This window comes from Orrella dioscoreae, from assembly GCF_900089455.2.
In the GTDB taxonomy this organism is placed as follows: domain Bacteria; phylum Pseudomonadota; class Gammaproteobacteria; order Burkholderiales; family Burkholderiaceae_B; genus Orrella; species Orrella dioscoreae.
In genome coordinates, this window is the sequence record NZ_LT907988.1 from 1663706 (window position 1) to 1681909 (window position 18204).

Genomic DNA, 18204 nt, shown 5'->3' on the forward strand with positions numbered 1-18204 from the left:
GGCCGTGGGCGGAATCGCGCAGCCCGCGGCCGAACGGGTAATATTCCCGCCATGCATACCTATCCCACTCTGGAAGAAACCGTCGGCAATACCCCGCTCGTGCGCCTGCAGCGCCTGCCGGGTGAGGCCGGCCAGGCGCGCGGCAACGTCATCCTCGCCAAGCTCGAAGGCAACAACCCGGCCGGCTCGGTGAAGGATCGTCCCGCGCTGTCGATGATCCGGCGCGCGGAGGCGCGCGGCGACATCCAGCCGGGCGACACGCTGATCGAGGCCACCAGCGGCAACACCGGCATCGCGCTGGCCATGGTGGCCGCCATGCGGGGCTACCGCATGATCCTCATCATGCCCGACAACCTGTCGCTGGAGCGGCGCGCGGCCATGACGGCCTATGGCGCCGAGCTGATCCTGACGCCGGCCGACAAGGGCGGCATGGAATATGCGCGGGACCTTGCCACCAGCATGCAGGCCGAGGGCCGCGGCAAGGTGCTGGACCAGTTCGCCAATCCCGACAATCCGCAGGCGCACATCGACAGCACCGGCCCCGAGATCTGGACGCAGACGGGCGGCCGCGTCACGCACTTCGTGAGCGCCATGGGCACGACCGGCACCATCATGGGCGTGTCGAGGTATCTCAAGTCGCAGAATCCCGCCGTGCACGTGGTGGGTGCCCAGCCCGCCGAGGGCTCGCAGATTCCCGGCATCCGCAAGTGGCCAGAGGCCTACCTGCCGCGCATCTATGACGCCAGCCTGGTCGACAGCTTCGCCTCCATCGAGCAGCGCGACGCGGAAGTCATGGCGCGGCGGCTGGCGGCGGAAGAGGGCATCTTCGCGGGCGTGTCATCGGGCGGCGCGCTGGTGGGCGCCCTGCGCCTGGCCGAAACCGTGCGGGATGCCACCATCGTTTTCATCGTGTGCGACCGGGGCGACCGTTACCTGTCGACGGGCGTGTTCAACCCGCCCGCCTGATAGCCGGCATCCGCCAGTGAAAAAAAGCCCCGCCGCTTCATCGAAGCGGCGGGGCTTTCCGCATGCGGCGGACTTTTCAGCGGGGCGCTTCGGCCTGGCGTCGCAGCCGCGCGTCACGCAGGGCGTCGGCCAGGTCGGAGACCGAGGTGGCGTAGAAATAGCTGCGGTTGTAGTGCGTCAGGGCGAAGAAGTTCGGCGTGCCGGTGCGGTACTGCACGGTGTCGGTCGGCTCGTCGGGCAGGTTGATGACACCCAGTCCGGCGCGTTGCCAGGCGGCGATGGCGGCGCCTTCGGCGGGCGTCGCGCCAAGCTGCACGGCGCCAGCCGCCTGCATGCCGGCCCAATCCAGGTGCGGACTCAGCCCACCGTCGACGAGACCCGAAGGATCGGCGGGCAGGCGCACCGGGGCGAAGACCGGCAGGCCACGCTGCCAGCCGTGCTCCACCAGGAAATTCGCCACGGACTGGATGGCGTCGTCCACGTCGTTGATCAGGTCTATCTTGCCGTCGCCGTTGCCGTCCACCGCATAGCGCAGGATGCTGCCGGGCATGAATTGCGGCAGGCCGATGGCGCCGGCATACGAGCCTCGCACGCTGGCCGCGTCCACGCCGTCCTTGGCCGACAGTTCGATCAGGTCGCCCAACTGGGTGCGGAACATCTCGGCGCGGTCGGGCCGCTTGGGGTCCGGGTAGTCGAAGGCCAGCGTGGCCAAGGCATCGAGCACGCGGAAGTTGCCCATGTGCTTGCCGTAGAGCGTTTCGACGCCGATGATGGCCGCGATGATGTCCGCCGGCACGCCATAGCGGCTTTCCGCGCGTGCCAGGGCCTGGGCGTTCTCGGCCATGAAGGCGACGCCTGCGCGGATGCGGATGGGCTCGACGAAGCGCTGCCGGTAGGCGGGCCAGCTGCGCTGGGGCTTGGCGCCGTCCGGCCTTGCCGCCGGCGGCGCGATCAGGCGCGCCACCGTGGCGTTGTAGCGGGCGGAATTCAGGAGCGCCTGTACGCGGGCTGGGTCGAGGCCGCGCTCGGCGGCCAGGGTGGCGGCATAGCGCTTGATGTCGCGCTCGGAGACGGCGGGTTCGGGGACGTCCTCGGACTGGGCGGCAGGCTGCGGCGCGGGGGCCTGGGCAGCCTTCTTCTGTGCGGCGGGACTGGCGGAAGGCGTGGGCGGGGCATTCAGGGCGGCGGTCGTGCCCCCGGAGCTGGCGCAGCCCGCCAGAGCCAGGGCCAGCGCGCCCATTTGCAGGAAACGCGTGCTGATGAACATAATCATCCTTATGGAGACCCTGTATCTTACCCATGCCGTCTGCCGCCTGCATGAGATGGGCGCATGGCATCCCGAATGCCCGGAGAGGCTGGATGCCATTTCAGACCAGTTGCTGGCCAGCGGCGTCATGCCCTGGCTGGTCGAGCGCGACGCCGCGCCCGCGACCGACGCGCAGATCCTGCGCGTGCACGATCCTGCCTACCTGTCGCGCCTGGCCAGCGAATCGCCGGCCGAGGGCTACCAGCCCATCGACCCCGATACGCTGATGAACCGCCACACGCTGGATGCGGCCCGGCTGGCCGCCGGTGCCGGCGTGGCGGCGGTCGACGCGGTGCTGGGCGGCGAGGCGAACACCGCCTTCTGCGCCGTGCGCCCGCCGGGCCACCATGCGCTGCCGGACCGGGCCATGGGCTTCTGCTTCCTGAACAACGTGGCCATTGCCGCCAGGCATGCGCTGGAGGCGCACGGCCTGTCGCGCGTGGCCGTCATCGACTTTGACGTGCATCACGGCAATGGCACCGAGGCGATGCTTGCCAACGACCCGCGCGTGCTGATGTGTGGCATCTTCCAGCGCGGCCTGTTTCCCGACACGGGCGCGCCGCCCGCAGGCGAAAACATGCTCAACGTGCCGGTGCCTGCCTATGCCGGCGGCCCGCAGGTGCGCGACATCGTGACGCGCGACTGGCTGCCGCGGCTCGATGCCTTCCGGCCCGAGCTGGTGCTGGTCTCGGCGGGCTTCGACGCGCACCGCGAGGATGAGATGGGCCAGCTCGGCCTGGTCGAGGCCGACTATGCCTGGATCACCGAACAAGTGCTGGCCGTGGCCGAGCGCCATGCCCGGGGCCGTGTGGTGAGCCTGCTGGAAGGGGGCTACAGCCTGTCGGCGCTGGGCCGCAGCGTGGTGGCCCATGTCCGGGTGCTCGCCAAGTTGTAGTGAAGCTGTAGAATCGGGCGATTGATTATCCACGCCAAGAGAAGGCCAGGCGGACACGTGGTCCGCGCCGCCGACCATGAACAAGGAGATTGCGGGATGAAGGTGCTCGTACCCGTCAAGCGGGTCGTTGACTACAACGTCAAGGTTCGCGTGAAGTCGGACCAGTCCGGCATGGACATCGCCAACGTGAAGATGTCCATGAATCCGTTCGACGAAATCGCGGTCGAGGAAGCGACCCGCCTGAAGGAAAAGGGCGTGGCCGCCGAGGTCATCGCGGTCTCTTGCGGTGTCGCGCAAAGCCAGGAAACCTTGCGAACGGCGATGGCCATCGGCGCCGACCGCGCCGTGCTGGTCCAGACCGATGCCGAACTGCAGCCGCTGGCCGTCGCCAAGCTGCTGCGCGCCGTGGTCGACAAGGAGCAGCCGCAGCTCGTGATCCTGGGCAAGCAGGCCATCGACGACGACGCGAACCAGACCGGCCAGATGCTGGCCGCGTTGCTCGGCTGGCCCCAGGCCACGTTCGCGAGCAAGGTGGAAGTGGCCGACGGCCGTGCCGTCGTCACGCGTGAAATCGACGGCGGCCTGGAAACGCTGTCGCTGACGCTGCCGGCCATCGTCACCACCGACCTGCGCCTGAACGAGCCGCGCTACGTGACGCTGCCCAACATCATGAAGGCCAAGAAGAAGCCGCTGGACACGCACACCCCCGAGGACCTCGGCGTGGACGTGGCGCCGCGCCTGAAGACCCTGAAGGTCAGCGAGCCGCCCGCGCGCAAGGCTGGCGTGAAGGTCGCCGACGTGGCGGCCCTGGTCGACAAACTGAAGAACGAAGCGAAGGTGGTGTAACGATGACGATCCTGGTTATTGCGGAACACGACAACGCCGCGCTGAAGTCCGCCACGCTGAACACCGTGGCCGCCGCCGCCGCCATCGGCGGCGACATCCACGTGCTGGTCGCCGGCAATGCCGCGCAGGCCGCCGCCGATGCCGCCGCCCGCGTGGCGGGCGTCTCAAAGGTCCTGCTGGCCCAGGCGCCGCAACTGGCCGATGGCCTGGCCGAGAATGTGGCCGAGCAGGTGTTGGCAGTCGCGGAAAACTACGAACACATCCTGTTCCCCGCCACGGCCTGGGGCAAGAACATCGCGCCGCGCGTCGCCGCGCGCCTCGACGTCGCGCAAGTCTCGGACATCATCGCGGTCGACTCCCCCGATACCTTCCAGCGCCCCATCTATGCCGGCAACGCCATCGCCACTGTGCAAAGCGCCGACAAGGTGAAGGTCATCACCGTGCGCACCACGGGCTTTGACGCCGTGGCCGCCGAAGGCGGTTCCGCCTCGGTCGAGACCGTCGAGGCCGTGGCCGATTCGGGCTTGAGCGCCTTCGTGGGCCGCGAGCTGGCCCAGAACGACCGCCCTGAACTGACCGCCGCGCGCGTGGTCATCTCGGGCGGCCGCGGCCTGGGCAGCGCCGAGAACTTCAAGCTGCTGGACGAGCTGGCCGACAAGCTGGGCGCCGCCGTCGGCGCCTCGCGCGCCGCCGTGGACGCGGGCTATGCCCCCAACGACTGGCAGGTGGGACAGACGGGCAAGATCGTGGCGCCCCAGCTCTACATCGCCGTGGGCGTGTCGGGCGCCATCCAGCACTTGGCCGGCATGAAGGATTCCAAGGTCATCGTGGCCATCAACAAGGATGCCGAGGCGCCGATCTTCGGCGTGGCGGATTACGGCCTGGTGGGCGACCTGTTCCAGGTCGTGCCCGAGTTGACCAAGGCGCTCTGAGGCCACCCGCCCCGGAGACCGACAACGGCCTGCAAGCGACATGCTTGCAGGCCGTTTGCACTTCCAGCGTAGAAAAATGAGGAGACGACATGCGCTACACCGCCCCCCTGCGTGACATCCGCTTCGTCCTGGACGAGCTGGCCGGCCTGAAAGACATCCTTGCCCTGCCGGGCAACGAGGAAATGAGCGCCGACCTCGTCGAGGCCGTGCTGGAGGAAAACGCCCGCTTCGTGCAGGAGGTCATCGCGCCCCTGAACCGCCAGGGCGATAGCCAGCCGCCCACCTTGCGCGACGGCGAGGTCACCGTCACGCCGGGCTATGCCGAGGCTTTCGCCGAGTTCTCGCAAGGCGGCTGGCAGGGCCTGCAGCATCCCCAGGAGTGGGGCGGCCAGGGCCTGCCCAAGGTGCTGGCCGCCGCCACCAGCGAGAACCTGAATGCGGCCAGCCTGTCGTTCTCCTTGTGTCCGCTGCTGACCGATGGTGTCATCGAAGCGCTGCTGACGGTGGGCACCGAGGCCCAGAAGGCCCGCTACATTCCGCCGCTGCTGGACGGACGCTGGACCGGCACGATGAACCTGACCGAGCCGCAAGCCGGCTCCGACCTGGCGCTGGTCGCGACGCGCGCCGTGCCGCAATCGGATGGCAGCTACCGCTTGTCGGGCCAGAAGATCTTCATCACCTATGGCGAGCACGAGATGGCGGAGAACATCATCCACCTCGTGCTGGCCCGCCTGCCGGACGCGCCCGCGGGCGTGAAGGGCATTTCGCTGTTCATCGTGCCCAAGTTCGTGCCCAACGAGGCGGGCGAGCCCGGCAAGCGCAACGACGTCTGGTGCGCATCGCTCGAGCACAAGCTGGGCATCCACGGCAGCCCGACGGCCGTGCTGCTCTATGGCAGCGGCAAGGGCGAGGTGGGCGAAGGCGCCGTCGGCTACCTGGTGGGCGAAGCCAACCGGGGCCTGGAATACATGTTCATCATGATGAATGCCGCGCGCTATGCGGTGGGCATCCAGGGCATCGCGGTGTCCGAGCGCGCCACGCAGCAGGCCTTGGCCTATGCGCGCGACCGCGTGCAGGGCAGGGCGGTGGAGGGCTCCAGCGGGCCGGTGCCCATCGTGCGCCATCCCGACGTGCAGCGCCTGCTGCTGACCATGCGGGCGCTTACCGAGGCCAACCGTGCCGTGGCCTATGTGGCGGCGGCCGCGCGGGACCATGCCCACCAGCACGCCGATGCCGGACAGCGCGCCGCCAGCCAGGCGCTGTACGAATACCTGGTGCCGGTGGTCAAGGGCTACGCCACCGAAACGGCCGTCGAGGTCGCGTCGCTGGGCATCCAGGTCCATGGCGGCATGGGCTTCATCGAGGAGACGGGGGCGGCCCAGCATTACCGCGACGCCCGCATCCTGCCCATCTACGAAGGCACCACCGCCATCCAGGCCAACGATTTCCTTGGCCGCAAGACCTTGCGGGACGCCGGCGCCGTGGCGCAGGGCCTGGCCGCCGAGATCGACAAGACCCTGGCCGAATTGCGCCGTGCGGCCGAGGCCGGGTCGCCGCGCCAGGCAGGCCTGCAACTGATCGCCCGCCAGCTGGAGGGCGCCGTGCAGGCCTATCGGGGCACCGTGGCCTTCCTGCTGCAGGAGGCGCCGAAGGACGTGCGCACCATCTTCGCCGGCAGCGTGCCCTACCTGATGCTGGCCGGGATCGTGACGGGGGGCTGGCAGATGGCGCGCGCGGCGCTGGCCTGCGAGCGCCACCTGGGCGAGGGCAGCACCGATCCGTTCTGGGCCGACAAGTTCGCCACGGCGGTTTTCCACGCCGGCCACATCCTGCCGCGCGCGGCGGCGCAGGCGGCCGCCGTGCAGGCCGGCGGCGTCGTCAGCGCTGCGCTGGCGGGCTCCCTCATTGCATAAGGTTATTAAATTTGCTTATTTAAGAACCCGGAGATTTGCTGCAAAAATGGCCGTCATGCATGACGCATGCCGCGCCATCACGCGGCGTCAACAGAAGGAGCAAGCACTATGGCAACTCTCAGGCTGGGCGATACCGCCCCTGATTTCGAGCAGGATTCCTCCATCGGACGCATCCGTTTCCACGAGTTCCTGGGTGACAAGTGGGGCGTGCTGTTCTCGCACCCCGCCGACTTCACGCCGGTCTGCACCACCGAGCTGGGCTACACCGCCAAGCTGGCCGACGAATTCGCCAAGCGCAACGTCAAGGTCCTGGCCCTGTCGGTCGACAGCGCCGATTCGCACACCAAGTGGATCGACGACATCAACGACACCCAGTCGACCACGGTCAATTTCCCGATCCTGGCCGACTCGGACCGCAAGGTGTCCGAGCTCTACGACATGATCCACCCCAATGCCAACGCCACGCTGACGGTGCGTTCGGTGTTCATCATCGATCCGGCCAAGAAGGTGCGCCTGACGCTGACCTATCCGGCCAGCACGGGCCGCAACTTCAACGAGATCCTGCGCGTCATCGATTCGCTGCAGCTCACCGACAGCCACAGCGTGGCCACGCCGGTGAACTGGCAGGACGGCGACGACGTGATCATCGTGCCGTCGCTGAAGGACGAGGAAGTCATCAAGCAGAAGTTCCCCAAGGGCTACACCGCCGTGCGCCCCTACCTGCGCGTGACGCCTCAGCCGGATAAATAGTCCCCCCCCGAGGCGCTTCGCGCCTCCCCCCCAGGGGGGCGGTGCTGGTGGACCGGCGGAGCCGGCTCCACTGCACCCCTGCTCTTCGGTTTTCTCTCAATCGCGACCGAGTCCTCCTCGCGATTTTCTTTTGAATTCCTTCCTTTCCGGCTTGTTCGGAATATCGATAGATTCATTTTTGTTAATGACGTGCAGCGATGAACTATCAAGGATTGATTCGTTCCGTTCCTGATGCGCGGCCCGCACACTGTGTTTCCCGATAGTCGATTACAAAAGGAAATACTCATGTTGCGCAAAGCTGGCTTCCTGGCCGCCGCCCTGGCATTTACCCTTGCTGTGCCGCTGTCGGCCAGCGCCCAGCAGAAATCGCAGACGCTGCTGAACGTCTCCTACGATCCGACGCGTGAACTCTACCGCGAGATCGACGACGTCTTCATCAAGCAATACAAGGAAAAGGCCGGCACCGCGCTGACCATCCGCCAATCGCACGGTGGCTCGGGCCGCCAGGCGCGTTCGGTCATCGACGGGCTGGATGCCGACGTGGTGACGCTGGCGCTGGCCTACGACATCGACGCCATCGCCGATCGCGACCTGCTGCCCAAGGACTGGCAGGCCCGCCTGCCGCTGAACAGCTCGCCCTATACCTCGACCATCGTCTTCCTGGTGCGCAAGGGCAATCCCAAGGGCATCAAGGACTGGAACGACCTGACCAAGGAAGGCGTGCAGGTCATCACCCCCAACCCGAAGACCTCGGGCGGTGCGCGCTGGAACTATCTGGCGGCCTGGGCCTACGAGCTCGAGCGCAGCGGCGGCGATGCCGAGAAAGCCAAGGAATTCGTGCGCAAGATATTCCGGAACGTGCCCGTGCTGGACACCGGCGCGCGCGGCTCGACCATCACCTTCGTCGAGCGCGGCGTGGGCGACGTGCTGCTGGCCTGGGAGAACGAGGCCTTCCTGTCGGTGGAGGAGCTGGGTCCGGACAAGTTCGACATCGTCGTGCCGTCGCTGTCGATCCTGGCCGAGCCGCCCGTGGCCATCGTCGACAAGAACGTCGACAAGAAGGGCACGCGTGCCGCCGCCCAGGCCTACCTGGAATTCCTGTACACCCCCGAGGCGCAGGAAATCATCGCCAAGAACTACTACCGTCCCACCAACAAGGACGTGGCGGCGAAGTACGCCAAGCAGTTCCCGGAAGTGAAGCTGGTGACCATCGACAAGGAATTCGGTGGCTGGCGCAAGGCCCAGGCCGACCATTTCAATGATGGCGGCACCTTCGACCAGATCTACCAGCCCAAGGGCAAGTAAGCGAGAGGCCCCGCGACCATGACCTCCCTTGCCACCACCCCGCTGGGCGCGGGCCCGGCCCCGGCGGGCCGGACGCCGCCCGGGCCGGCCGGCCCCGGCCGGGCCACCCGCCGCGCCCGCCACGGCGTCCTGCCCGGCTTCGGCCTCTCCATGGGCTTCACCCTGTTTTACCTGGGCCTGCTCGTCCTGATCCCGCTGGCTGCGCTGCCCTTGAAAAGCACCGAGCTGGGGTGGGGCGGTTTCTGGGATGCCGTGACGGCGCCGCGCGTCATCGCGTCGTTCAAGCTGACCTTCGGCGCGTCGGCCGTCGCCGCGCTGGTCAACCTGGTGTTCGGGCTGGTCGTGGCCTGGGTGCTGGTGCGTTACGAGTTCGTGGGCAAGAAGTTCGTCGATGCCCTGGTCGACCTGCCCTTCGCATTGCCCACCGCCGTGGCCGGCATCGCGCTGACCGCGCTGTACGCCTCCAACGGCTGGCTGGGTGCGCCGCTGGAAAGCTGGTTCGGCCTGAAGGTGGCGTTCACGCCGCTGGGCATCGTCATCGCGCTGATCTTCATCGGGCTGCCTTTCGTGGTGCGCACGGTGCAGCCGGTGCTGGAAGACATCGAGCGCGAGATCGAAGAGGCCTCGTCCAGCCTGGGCGCCAACCGCTGGCAGACCTTCCGCCGCGTGCTGTTGCCCACCATCTATCCGGCGCTGCTGACCGGTTTCGCACTGGCCTTCGCCCGCGCCGTGGGTGAGTACGGCTCGGTGGTCTTCATCGCGGGCAACATGCCCATGATTTCCGAGATCGCGCCCTTGCTCATCATCTCCAAGCTCGAGCAGTTCGACTACGCGGGCGCCGCCGCCATCGCGACGGTCATGCTCGCCATCTCCTTCCTGCTGTTGCTCCTGGTCAATGGCCTGCAGTGGTGGCAGACGCGCCGCGCGGCGGGGAGGCCGGCATGAGCGCCGCCCGGCCGCCCGAAGGCGCTCGCCGCAGCCCGCAGGGCGGAGGTTTCCCCATGAGCGCCGCCCGGCCGCCCGAAGGCGCTCGCACCGCAGCCCGCAGGGCGGAGGTTTCCCTATGAGCGCCGCCCATCGTCCTGATCACCTGAACGAGCCGCGCTGGGTACGCGGCCTGTTGTTGACGATAGGCCTGGGGTTCCTCGGCCTGTTCCTGGTCGTGCCCCTGGCCGCCGTGTTCGTGCAGGCGTTCGCGCGGGGCTGGGAGCTGTATCTGGCTTCCATCACCGAACCCGATGCGGTGTCGGCGATCCGCCTGACGCTGCTGGTGGCTGCCATCGCCTTGCCGGTGAACCTGGTCTTCGGCCTGGCCGCGGCCTGGGCCATCACGCGCTTCAATTTCCGCGGCAAGCAGTTCCTGATCACCCTCATCGACCTGCCGTTCTCGGTGTCGCCGGTGGTGGCGGGCCTGGTGTTCATCCTGCTGTTCGGCTCGCAAGGCTGGTTCGGCGAGTGGCTGAAGGCCAACGACCTGCGCATCGTCTATGCGGTGCCGGGCGTCATCCTGGCGACCCTCTTCGTCACGGTTCCCTTCGTCGCGCGCGAACTCATTCCGCTCATGCAGGCGCAGGGCAGCGACGAGGAACTGGCCGCGCTGACGCTGGGCGCCAACGGCTGGCAGATCTTCTGGCGCGTGACGCTGCCCAACATCAAGTGGGGGCTGCTGTACGGCGCCATCCTGGCCAATGCGCGCGCCATGGGCGAGTTCGGCGCGGTCTCGGTGGTGTCCGGCCAGGTGCGGGGGCTGACCAACACCATGACCCTGCATGTTGAAATCCTCTACAACGAATACATGTTCTCGGCGGCCTTTGCCGTGGCTTCCCTGCTGGCCTTGCTGGCCTTGGTGACGCTGGCGGCCAAGAACGTGATCGAGTGGCTGAACCATCGGCCGATCGCCGCGGACGCCCTGCTGGAGCGCCCAGCGGCCGCCCTGCAGCCCGTCGCCGCCTGATACGGAGTTTTGAACCATGAGCATCGAAGTCAGCAGCCTGTCCAAGCGTTTCGGGAGTTTCCGTGCGCTGGACGATATCTCCCTCCACATCGAGACTGGTGAACTGGTCGCGCTGCTCGGGCCGTCAGGCTGTGGCAAGACCACGCTGCTGCGCATCATCGCGGGTTTGGAGCAGCCTGACAGCGGCCGCGTCTGGTTCGCCGGCGAGGACGCCACCGACGTGCACGTGCGTCATCGCCAGGTGGGCTTCGTGTTCCAGCACTATGCGCTCTTCAAGCACATGACCGTGTTCGAGAACGTGGCTTTCGGCCTGCGCGTGAAGCACCGTTCGCAGCGCCCGGCGGAAGACGTCATCCGCCGCAAGGTGACGGAACTGCTGCAGTTGGTGCAGCTGGACTGGCTGGCCGACCGCTATCCCTCGCAGTTGTCCGGCGGCCAGCGCCAGCGCATCGCGCTGGCGCGCGCCCTCGCCGTCGAGCCGCGCGTGCTGCTGCTCGACGAGCCTTTCGGCGCCCTGGATGCCAAGGTGCGCAAGGAACTGCGCCGCTGGCTGCGCCGCTTGCACGACGACCTGCACGTGGCCAGCGTCTTCGTGACCCACGACCAGGAAGAGGCATTGGAAGTGGCGGATCGCGTCGTGCTGATGAACGCCGGCCGCATCGAGCAGGTGGGCACCCCGCGCGAGGTCTGGGAGAACCCGGCCACGCCGTTCGTCTATGGCTTCCTGGGCGACGTGAACCAGTTCAAGGGCCGCGCGGCCGCGGGCACCTGGCGCGATGGCGCCTTCAGCCTGCCGGCGCCTGACTTCTCGGGGGCGGATGACGCCGAGGCCGTGGCCTATGTCCGCCCGCACGAGTTCGACATCTCGCGTTATGCCGCGGGCAGCGATGGCATCGCCGTGCGCCTGAACCATGCCTACCTCGCCGGCCCCAGCGCCTTCCTGGAGCTGTCGCGCCAGGACACGGGCCAGTTGATCGAGGCGCAGGTGCCGGAAGACGTGTTCCGTTCGCTGAACGTGACCGAAGGCGAAGCGCTGCTGGCGCGACCCCGCAACGCACGCGTGTTCGCCGCGCCGCCGCCCCAGGCCTGACGTTTCTCTTTTCCGTCTGTTTTTAAGTGAGCCCGCCAGCAGTGAACCAGACACCTGACCCTGATCTGCCCGTCGCCACGGCTGCCAAATGGCAGGCCCTGGCGGCGCGGCTGGATGACATCGCCAGCCAGCATCCCGATGCCGCGCTGGCTTCATCGCTTGCAGCGGAAGACATGCTGCTGACCCACGCCATCTTCGGGCGCGGCCTGCCGCTGGAGGTCTTCTCGCTGGACACCGGCCGCCTGCATGCCGAGACCCTGGGCATGCAGGACGTCGTGGCCGAACGCTATGGCCGCGCCATCACGGTGTTCCGTCCCGATGCCGCGGCGGTCGAGGCGCATGTGCGCGAGCACGGCGCCTTCGCGTTCTACGAGAGCATCGATTTGCGCAAGGCCTGTTGCGGCATCCGCAAGGTCGAGCCGCTGCGCCGCGCGCTGGCTGGCCGCAGTGCCTGGATCACCGGACAGCGCCGTGAACAGGCCGCGACGCGCGGCGCGCTGGCCGAGTCCGAACATGACCCGGTGTTCGGCCTGCACAAGTTCAATCCGCTGACCGACTGGACCGAGGACGAGGTCTGGGCCGTGATCCGCGCGCTTGGCATTCCCTACAACCCGCTGCACGACCAGGGCTACCCGTCCATCGGCTGCGACCCCTGTACGCGCGCCGTGCGCCCAGGCGAGGACGCACGGGCAGGGCGCTGGTGGTGGGAATCCGCCGACAGCAAGGAGTGCGGCCTGCATGCGGGCAACAAGGCAGGCGCTGCCGCCCCGGCGCAAGCCGTGCGCATCGTCGCACGCGGCCAGTCGCTCTAGTTCTTCAGTTCATCCGTTATTCCCGAGGGGTTACCCATGAGTGTCGTCGCCAACCGCAGCCACCTGGACTGGCTGGAATCGGAAGCGATTCATATCCTGCGTGAGGTCGCCGCCGAGTGCGCGCGGCCGGTGCTGCTGTTCTCCGGCGGCAAGGATTCCTGCGTGCTGCTGCGCCTGGCCGAGAAGGCCTTCCGCCCCGGCCGCTTCCCATTCCCCTTGATGCACATCGACACCGGCCACAATTTCGACGAGGTCATCGCCTTCCGTGATGCGCGCGCGGCGGAACTGGGCGAGGAACTGATCGTGCGCAGCGTCGAGGATTCCATGCGCCGCGGCACGGTCGTGCTGCGCCGCGAGACCGATTCGCGCAACGCCGCGCAGGCGGTGACGCTGCTCGAATCCATCGAGGAGTTCGGCTTCGACGCCTGCATCGGGGGTGCCCGCCGCGACGAGGAAAAGGCCCGCGCCAAGGAGCGCATCTTTTCCTTCCGCGACGAGTTCGGCCAGTGGGATCCGAAGTCCCAGCGCCCGGAGCTCTGGAACCTTTACAACACGCGCGTGCATCCCGGCGAGAACATGCGCGTCTTCCCGATCTCGAACTGGACCGAGCTGGACGTGTGGCAATACATCCAGCGCGAGCAGCTGGCGCTGCCCTCGATCTATTACACGCATCAGCGCGAGGTGGTGCGCCGCAAGGGCCTGCTCGTGCCTGTCACCCGCCTGACGCCACCGCAGGAGGGTGAGTCGGTCGAGGCCCTGGCCGTGCGCTTCCGTACCGTGGGCGACATCTCCTGCACCTGCCCGGTGGCTTCCGACGCGGCGGATCCCGCCGCCATCATCGCCGAGACCGCCGTCACCGACATCACCGAGCGCGGCGCGACCCGCATGGACGACCAGACGTCCGAGGCCTCGATGGAGCGCCGCAAGAAAGAGGGCTATTTCTGATGAACGCAGTCAACGATTCCTTCCTGCAGGGCGCCGAACGCGGCGTGCTGCGCCTCATCACCGCCGGTTCGGTGGATGACGGCAAGTCCACGCTCATCGGCCGCCTGCTGTTCGACAGCAAGGGCGTCTTCGCCGACCAGCTCGACGCAATTTCGCGGGCCAAGCACAAGCGCACGCAGGGCGGCGTGATGGACCTGTCGCTGCTGACCGACGGCCTGGAGGCCGAGCGCGAGCAGGGCATCACCATCGACGTGGCCTACCGCTACTTCGCCACGCCGCTGCGCAAGTTCATCGTGGCCGATGCGCCCGGGCACGAGCAGTACACGCGCAACATGGTGACGGGCGCCTCGACGGCCCATGCCGCCATCATCCTGATCGATGCCACGCGCGCCGCGGACGGCAAGCTGCTGGCGCAGACCAAGCGGCACAGCGCCATCGCGCAACTGCTGGGCATCCGCCACATCGTCGTGGCCATCAACAAGATGGATCTGGTCGATTGGGACGAGGCCGTCTACACGCGCATCCGCGATGCCTATGCCGAACTGGCGCAGCGCCTGGGTATCGCCACGCACTATGTGCTGCCCTTGTCGGCCCTGACGGGCGACAACGTGGTCAGCCGCTCGGCGCGCACGCCCTGGTACACGGGGGCGCCGTTGCTGGCGTTGCTGGAATCCCTGCCGGTGGACGACGCGCGCGCCGGCGGCCCGTTGCGCCTGCCCGTGCAGTGGGTGATCCGCCATGGCGGCAGCCAGATCGATGATTTCCGGGGCTATGCCGGCCAGGTGGCCAGCGGCCGCCTGCGCGTCGGGGATGCGGTCCAGGTGCAGCCGTCGGGCGTGCCGGCCGTGGTGAAGTCCCTGCGCACGCAGGCCGGCCAGGCTGATGCGGCGGTGGCCGGCGACGCGGTGACGGTCGAGCTGGACCGTGACGTGGACCTGTCGCGCGGCGACCTGCTGGTGCATGCCGAGGCGCCCGCGCAGGTGCTGCGCGAGTTCGAGGCGGAGCTGTGCTGGCTGGATGCCCGTGCCCTGAATCCGGCGCGCAAGTATCTGCTGAAGCACGGCTCGCGCCTGACCAGCGCCAAGATTCGCGCCGTGCACAGTCGTCGCGACATCCATGAGCTGCAGGAAGTCGAGGCGGCGGGGGCGCTCGAGATGAACGACATCGGCCGCGTGACGCTGGCCGTCCGGGACGCGCTGGCGGTTGATGCGTATACGCAACAACCCGCCACGGGCGCCTTCATCCTGATCGACGAGGCCAGCAACCAGACTGCCGCGGCCGGACTCATCCGCCTGCCGGCGCAGGCCTGAGCCGCACAGGAGGGGACCCGGGCCGGCGGAAAAAGGAGTAAAAAGGATTCGGTAACGAAGCTTGTGTGAATCACTGTTTTTTTGTACAGTGGTTTTCATGGTCGCTATCGATACCTTTGTTTCCGCCGGTACTGGGTCCCCGGCTGCCGCCCCCGCCGCCTCGCGCGGCCGGGGTGCGGTGACTAACGTATCGCACCGCTACCAGCGCGACAGCCGCGTGGCCGATCCGGACGCCCTGGATCACGCCCTTGCCCTGGACGAACTGCCCCCGGCTCCCCTTACCCGGGTCGAAGCCGAGCAGGCGCGCCGGCTGATCTCCCGCAACGACTCCCCCGATCTTCCCTTCGAGCAGGCCGTCAACCCTTACCGGGGCTGCGAGCACGGCTGCATCTATTGCTACGCCCGGCCCACCCACGCCTACCTCGGATACTCTCCCGGCCTGGATTTCGAAACCCGCCTGGTCGCCAAGACCAACGCCGTCGAGGCCTTGCGGGCCGAACTGTCGCGCCCGGGCTACGTGCCCAAAACCATCACCCTCAGTTCGGCCACCGACGCCTACCAGCCCATCGAGCGGCAGTGGCAGCTGTCGCGCGGCATCCTGGCGCTCATGCTGGAAACCGGCCATCCGGTGTCCGTCATCACGAAGAACGCGCTGGTCGAGCGCGACCTGGACCTGCTGGTGCCGCTGGCCCAGCGGCGCCTGGTGCAGGTCTATCTCAGCCTGCCCACCCTCGATGCCGACATGGCGCGCACCCTGGAGCCCCGTGCCTCCGCGCCCTGGCGCCGCCTGCGCACGCTGCGCGTGCTGGCCGATGCCGGCGTGCCCGCCGGGGTGTCGCTGGCACCCGTCATTCCCTTCATCAACGACGACCAGATCGAGCAGGTCCTGCATGCCGCGGCCCAGGCGGGCGCGTCGCAGGCGTTCTATACCGTGTTGCGCTTGCCCCATGAAGTCAAGGATGTCTTCGAACAGTGGCTACACACCCATTTCCCCGATCGCGCCCAGCGAGTCCTGCATCGCATCGAAGACTTGCGTGAGGGCCGCCGCAACGATTCGCGCTTCGGTGTGCGCATGCGCGGCACGGGCATCTGGGCCGATCTCATCGCCCAGCGTTTTGCGCTGGCGGTGCGCCAGGCCGGCCTGAACCTGCGCGACCTCGGCGATCTGGACACTTCGGCTTTCGTGGCGCCCGCCCGTGCCGTGAAGCCGTCCGCGGCAGGGGCGGCCAGCGCTCAGCTCGACCTGTTTTCCGTGCCCGACCTTGCCGTGTCCGGCCCCGCCGTCTCTTCCTCTCATCGCCAGCCTCACGCCGCCGGCGCCGCCACCCCTACTTGAAGCGAGTCCGTCATGTTCATTCCTTCCTGCAGCAGTGCCTATGGCAGCGCTCCGGTCCTGGCCGATCCCCGTTCCCTGCGTCCCGCACCGTCCCGGCACGCCGCGCCCAGCCGGCCGCGCGCCAGCACGCCGCCGCGCAACTGGCCCTTCCAGCCGTCGGCGCCGGACGCGCCGCGCCCCCAGGCCGAACCCGCCCAGAAGGCGGAGCAGGCCGCGCCGACGCTGGCTGGCCTCACAGGCCCGGCCTCGGTCACCCTGAGCCGGGGGGCCATGATTGCCGACGTGGCCATGGTGCTGGCCTGGGGGGGCATCATTCCCGCCCTGATGTGGCTGGGCCACGCCGCGGGCTTCTAAATCAGCTTTCTTTTCAAGCTGCTAGCCAATTATTGGCGTTTCAGGCTAGAATCGGGGGCTGTTCAACGTATCCTCTGCCGGGCGATACGGCGGTGGGTGGCCGAAAAGGCCAAGACACCCCAAACAGGCGCAGCGAAGCTGCAGCACACTACTTGCCGGGATTTCCGGTGCTGCTGACAGCCAGGCGCGTCATCCCAACAGATGCCCGAGCATGATCAATCTGGAGTTCTCATGAACCTGATCCAAACCATCGAGCAAGAAGAAATTGCTCGCCTGACCGGCGGCAAGCCCGTCACCGAATTCGCGCCTGGCGACACCGTCGTCGTCAACGTGAACGTCGTCGAAGGCACGCGCAAGCGCGTCCAGGCCTACGAAGGCGTGGTCATCGCCAAGCGTAACCGCGGCCTGAACTCGGCGTTCATCGTCCGCAAGATCTCCTCGGGTGAAGCCGTCGAACGTACGTTCCAGCTGTACTCGCCCCAGATCGCCTCGATCGAAGTGAAGCGCCGCGGTGACGTCCGCCGCGCCAAGCTGTACTACCTGCGCGATCGCTCGGGCAAGTCGGCTCGCATCAAGGAAAAGCTGGTGCGCAAGTCGGCGCCGGCCGCCACCCAAGCGTAAGCGGTTCACCGCCACGCAGGGTAAAGAAGGGCACCTCTCGGGGTGCCCTTTTTTCATGCCGCGTCTTTCTTCGGCCCGGCTAAGTCATTCTTGGTACAGTGCAGCGTCATGGCGACCGATACCCCTTCTTCGCGCCCCCGGCGTCCCGCCGCCCGGCTCAGTTTCGATCCGGTGGCCCAGCCGTGGGAGGCGGCCTCGCAAGGCTTGTCGCCCGTCGATCCTCGGCTGTTGACGCCGGAGTCCCTGCGGCGCGTGCTGACCGCGCCGCCGTCATGGACGCCCGAGCCGCCTTTCGAGGCGGACCTGCGCTATCCCGGGCGTGACGGTCCGCCGGTCGAGGCGGCCGTGCTGATTCCCCTGGTGGCCTATCCGGACGGCGTGCGCGTCATGTTGACGCAGCGCGCGGCGCATTTGCACGACCATGCCGGCCAGATCAGCTTCCCGGGCGGCCGCATCGAAACCTGGGATGCCAGTCCCGTGGCTGCGGCATTGCGCGAGGCGCAGGAAGAGACCGGCCTGGGCGGAGATTTCATCGAAGTGCTGGGCAGCCTGCCGCCTTACCACACCACTACCGGCTTTACCGTCACGCCGGTGACGGGGCTGGTGCGGCCTGGTTTCACGCTGGCGCCGGACGCCTTCGAAGTGGCCGAGGTGTTCGAGGTGCCGCTGGCCTTCCTGGCGGATCCGGCCAACCATCGCCTGCATCGTGCATTGCTGCCCGATGGACGGGCGCGGCATTTCTATTCGATGCCCTGGCACGACCGCTTCATCTGGGGCGCCACCGCGGCGATGCTGCGAAATTTCTATCACCTGCTGCGTAGCGCCAATCCGGGCTGAGGCGCCCCTTGGCCGCGGATCGCCGGTCTGGC

General features: G+C 67.8%; 18 protein-coding genes. 17 read left to right on the forward strand and 1 reads right to left on the reverse strand.

All coding sequences use genetic code 11. The features are described 5' to 3' along the window. Nucleotides 1–51: 51 nt before the first annotated feature. Complete coding sequence (gene cysM, locus ODI_RS07755; RefSeq protein WP_067759623.1) at nucleotides 52–966, forward strand: cysteine synthase CysM; 915 nt, start codon at nucleotides 52–54, stop codon at nucleotides 964–966. A 76-nt stretch (nucleotides 967–1042) separates the two neighbouring features. Here the strand turns inward: cysM and mltB are convergent, their stop codons facing one another. After that, the gene (gene mltB, locus ODI_RS07760) at nucleotides 1043–2233 is read right to left on the reverse strand and encodes a lytic murein transglycosylase B (protein WP_067759620.1); all 1191 of its coding nucleotides are present in this window, start codon (nucleotides 2231–2233) and stop codon (nucleotides 1043–1045) included. 10 nt (nucleotides 2234–2243) lie between these two features. On the opposite strand from mltB, the gene ODI_RS07765 reads away from it, so the two are divergent. From ODI_RS07765 to ODI_RS07840, 16 genes are all read left to right on the forward strand, one after another. After that, entirely contained in the window at nucleotides 2244–3167 is a 924-nt protein-coding gene (locus tag ODI_RS07765) for a histone deacetylase family protein (RefSeq protein ID WP_067759617.1), read from the forward strand. A 96-nt stretch (nucleotides 3168–3263) separates the two neighbouring features. Beyond that, entirely contained in the window at nucleotides 3264–4013 is a 750-nt protein-coding gene (locus ODI_RS07770) for an electron transfer flavoprotein subunit beta/FixA family protein (protein WP_067759615.1), read from the forward strand. 2 nt (nucleotides 4014–4015) lie between these two features. Next, a complete protein-coding gene (locus tag ODI_RS07775) occupies nucleotides 4016–4945 on the forward strand; it encodes an electron transfer flavoprotein subunit alpha/FixB family protein (protein ID WP_067759612.1) in 930 nt (309 codons plus the stop codon). 89 nt (nucleotides 4946–5034) lie between these two features. Then, nucleotides 5035–6858 carry an acyl-CoA dehydrogenase gene (locus ODI_RS07780; protein ID WP_067759610.1) on the forward strand — a complete coding sequence of 608 codons (1824 nt, stop codon included), beginning with the start codon at nucleotides 5035–5037 and terminating at the stop codon, nucleotides 6856–6858. 108 nt (nucleotides 6859–6966) lie between these two features. Continuing rightward, nucleotides 6967–7608 carry a peroxiredoxin gene (locus ODI_RS07785; RefSeq protein WP_067759607.1) on the forward strand — a complete coding sequence of 214 codons (642 nt, stop codon included), beginning with the start codon at nucleotides 6967–6969 and terminating at the stop codon, nucleotides 7606–7608. A gap of 285 nt (nucleotides 7609–7893) precedes the next feature. Beyond that, nucleotides 7894–8913 (forward strand): sulfate ABC transporter substrate-binding protein, encoded by a 1020-nt coding sequence (locus tag ODI_RS07790; RefSeq protein WP_067759605.1) that lies wholly within the window; start codon nucleotides 7894–7896, stop codon nucleotides 8911–8913. 18 nt (nucleotides 8914–8931) lie between these two features. Then, nucleotides 8932–9858, forward strand: a complete 927-nt coding sequence (gene cysT / locus ODI_RS07795) for a sulfate ABC transporter permease subunit CysT (protein WP_082985520.1) — start codon at nucleotides 8932–8934, stop codon at nucleotides 9856–9858. 118 nt (nucleotides 9859–9976) lie between these two features. After that, nucleotides 9977–10867 (forward strand): sulfate ABC transporter permease subunit CysW, encoded by an 891-nt coding sequence (cysW, locus tag ODI_RS07800; RefSeq protein ID WP_067759603.1) that lies wholly within the window; start codon nucleotides 9977–9979, stop codon nucleotides 10865–10867. Nucleotides 10868–10883: 16 nt separating this feature from the next. After that, the gene (locus ODI_RS07805) at nucleotides 10884–11957 is read left to right on the forward strand and encodes a sulfate/molybdate ABC transporter ATP-binding protein (RefSeq protein ID WP_067759600.1); all 1074 of its coding nucleotides are present in this window, start codon (nucleotides 10884–10886) and stop codon (nucleotides 11955–11957) included. Nucleotides 11958–11998: 41 nt separating this feature from the next. Then, nucleotides 11999–12769 (forward strand): phosphoadenylyl-sulfate reductase, encoded by a 771-nt coding sequence (locus ODI_RS07810; RefSeq protein WP_098020871.1) that lies wholly within the window; start codon nucleotides 11999–12001, stop codon nucleotides 12767–12769. Nucleotides 12770–12805: 36 nt separating this feature from the next. Next, nucleotides 12806–13714, forward strand: a complete 909-nt coding sequence (gene cysD / locus ODI_RS07815; protein ID WP_067759598.1) for a sulfate adenylyltransferase subunit CysD — start codon at nucleotides 12806–12808, stop codon at nucleotides 13712–13714. After that, the gene (locus ODI_RS07820) at nucleotides 13714–15024 is read left to right on the forward strand and encodes a sulfate adenylyltransferase subunit 1 (RefSeq protein ID WP_067759596.1); all 1311 of its coding nucleotides are present in this window, start codon (nucleotides 13714–13716) and stop codon (nucleotides 15022–15024) included. The genes cysD and ODI_RS07820 overlap by 1 nt, the downstream gene beginning before the upstream one ends. A 97-nt stretch (nucleotides 15025–15121) precedes the next feature. Next, on the forward strand, nucleotides 15122–16360 hold the full coding sequence (locus ODI_RS07825; protein ID WP_074046860.1) for a PA0069 family radical SAM protein: 1239 nt from the start codon (nucleotides 15122–15124) through the stop codon (nucleotides 16358–16360). A 12-nt stretch (nucleotides 16361–16372) separates the two neighbouring features. Then, on the forward strand, nucleotides 16373–16714 hold the full coding sequence (locus tag ODI_RS07830; RefSeq protein WP_082985519.1) for a hypothetical protein: 342 nt from the start codon (nucleotides 16373–16375) through the stop codon (nucleotides 16712–16714). A gap of 231 nt (nucleotides 16715–16945) precedes the next feature. Further along, nucleotides 16946–17335, forward strand: coding sequence for a 50S ribosomal protein L19 (gene rplS, locus ODI_RS07835; protein ID WP_067759593.1), 390 nt, complete (start codon nucleotides 16946–16948; stop codon nucleotides 17333–17335). A gap of 108 nt (nucleotides 17336–17443) precedes the next feature. Continuing rightward, nucleotides 17444–18172: a CoA pyrophosphatase gene (locus ODI_RS07840; RefSeq protein ID WP_067759591.1), complete on the forward strand. Its 729-nt coding sequence runs from the start codon at nucleotides 17444–17446 to the stop codon at nucleotides 18170–18172. Nucleotides 18173–18204 lie beyond the last annotated feature (32 nt).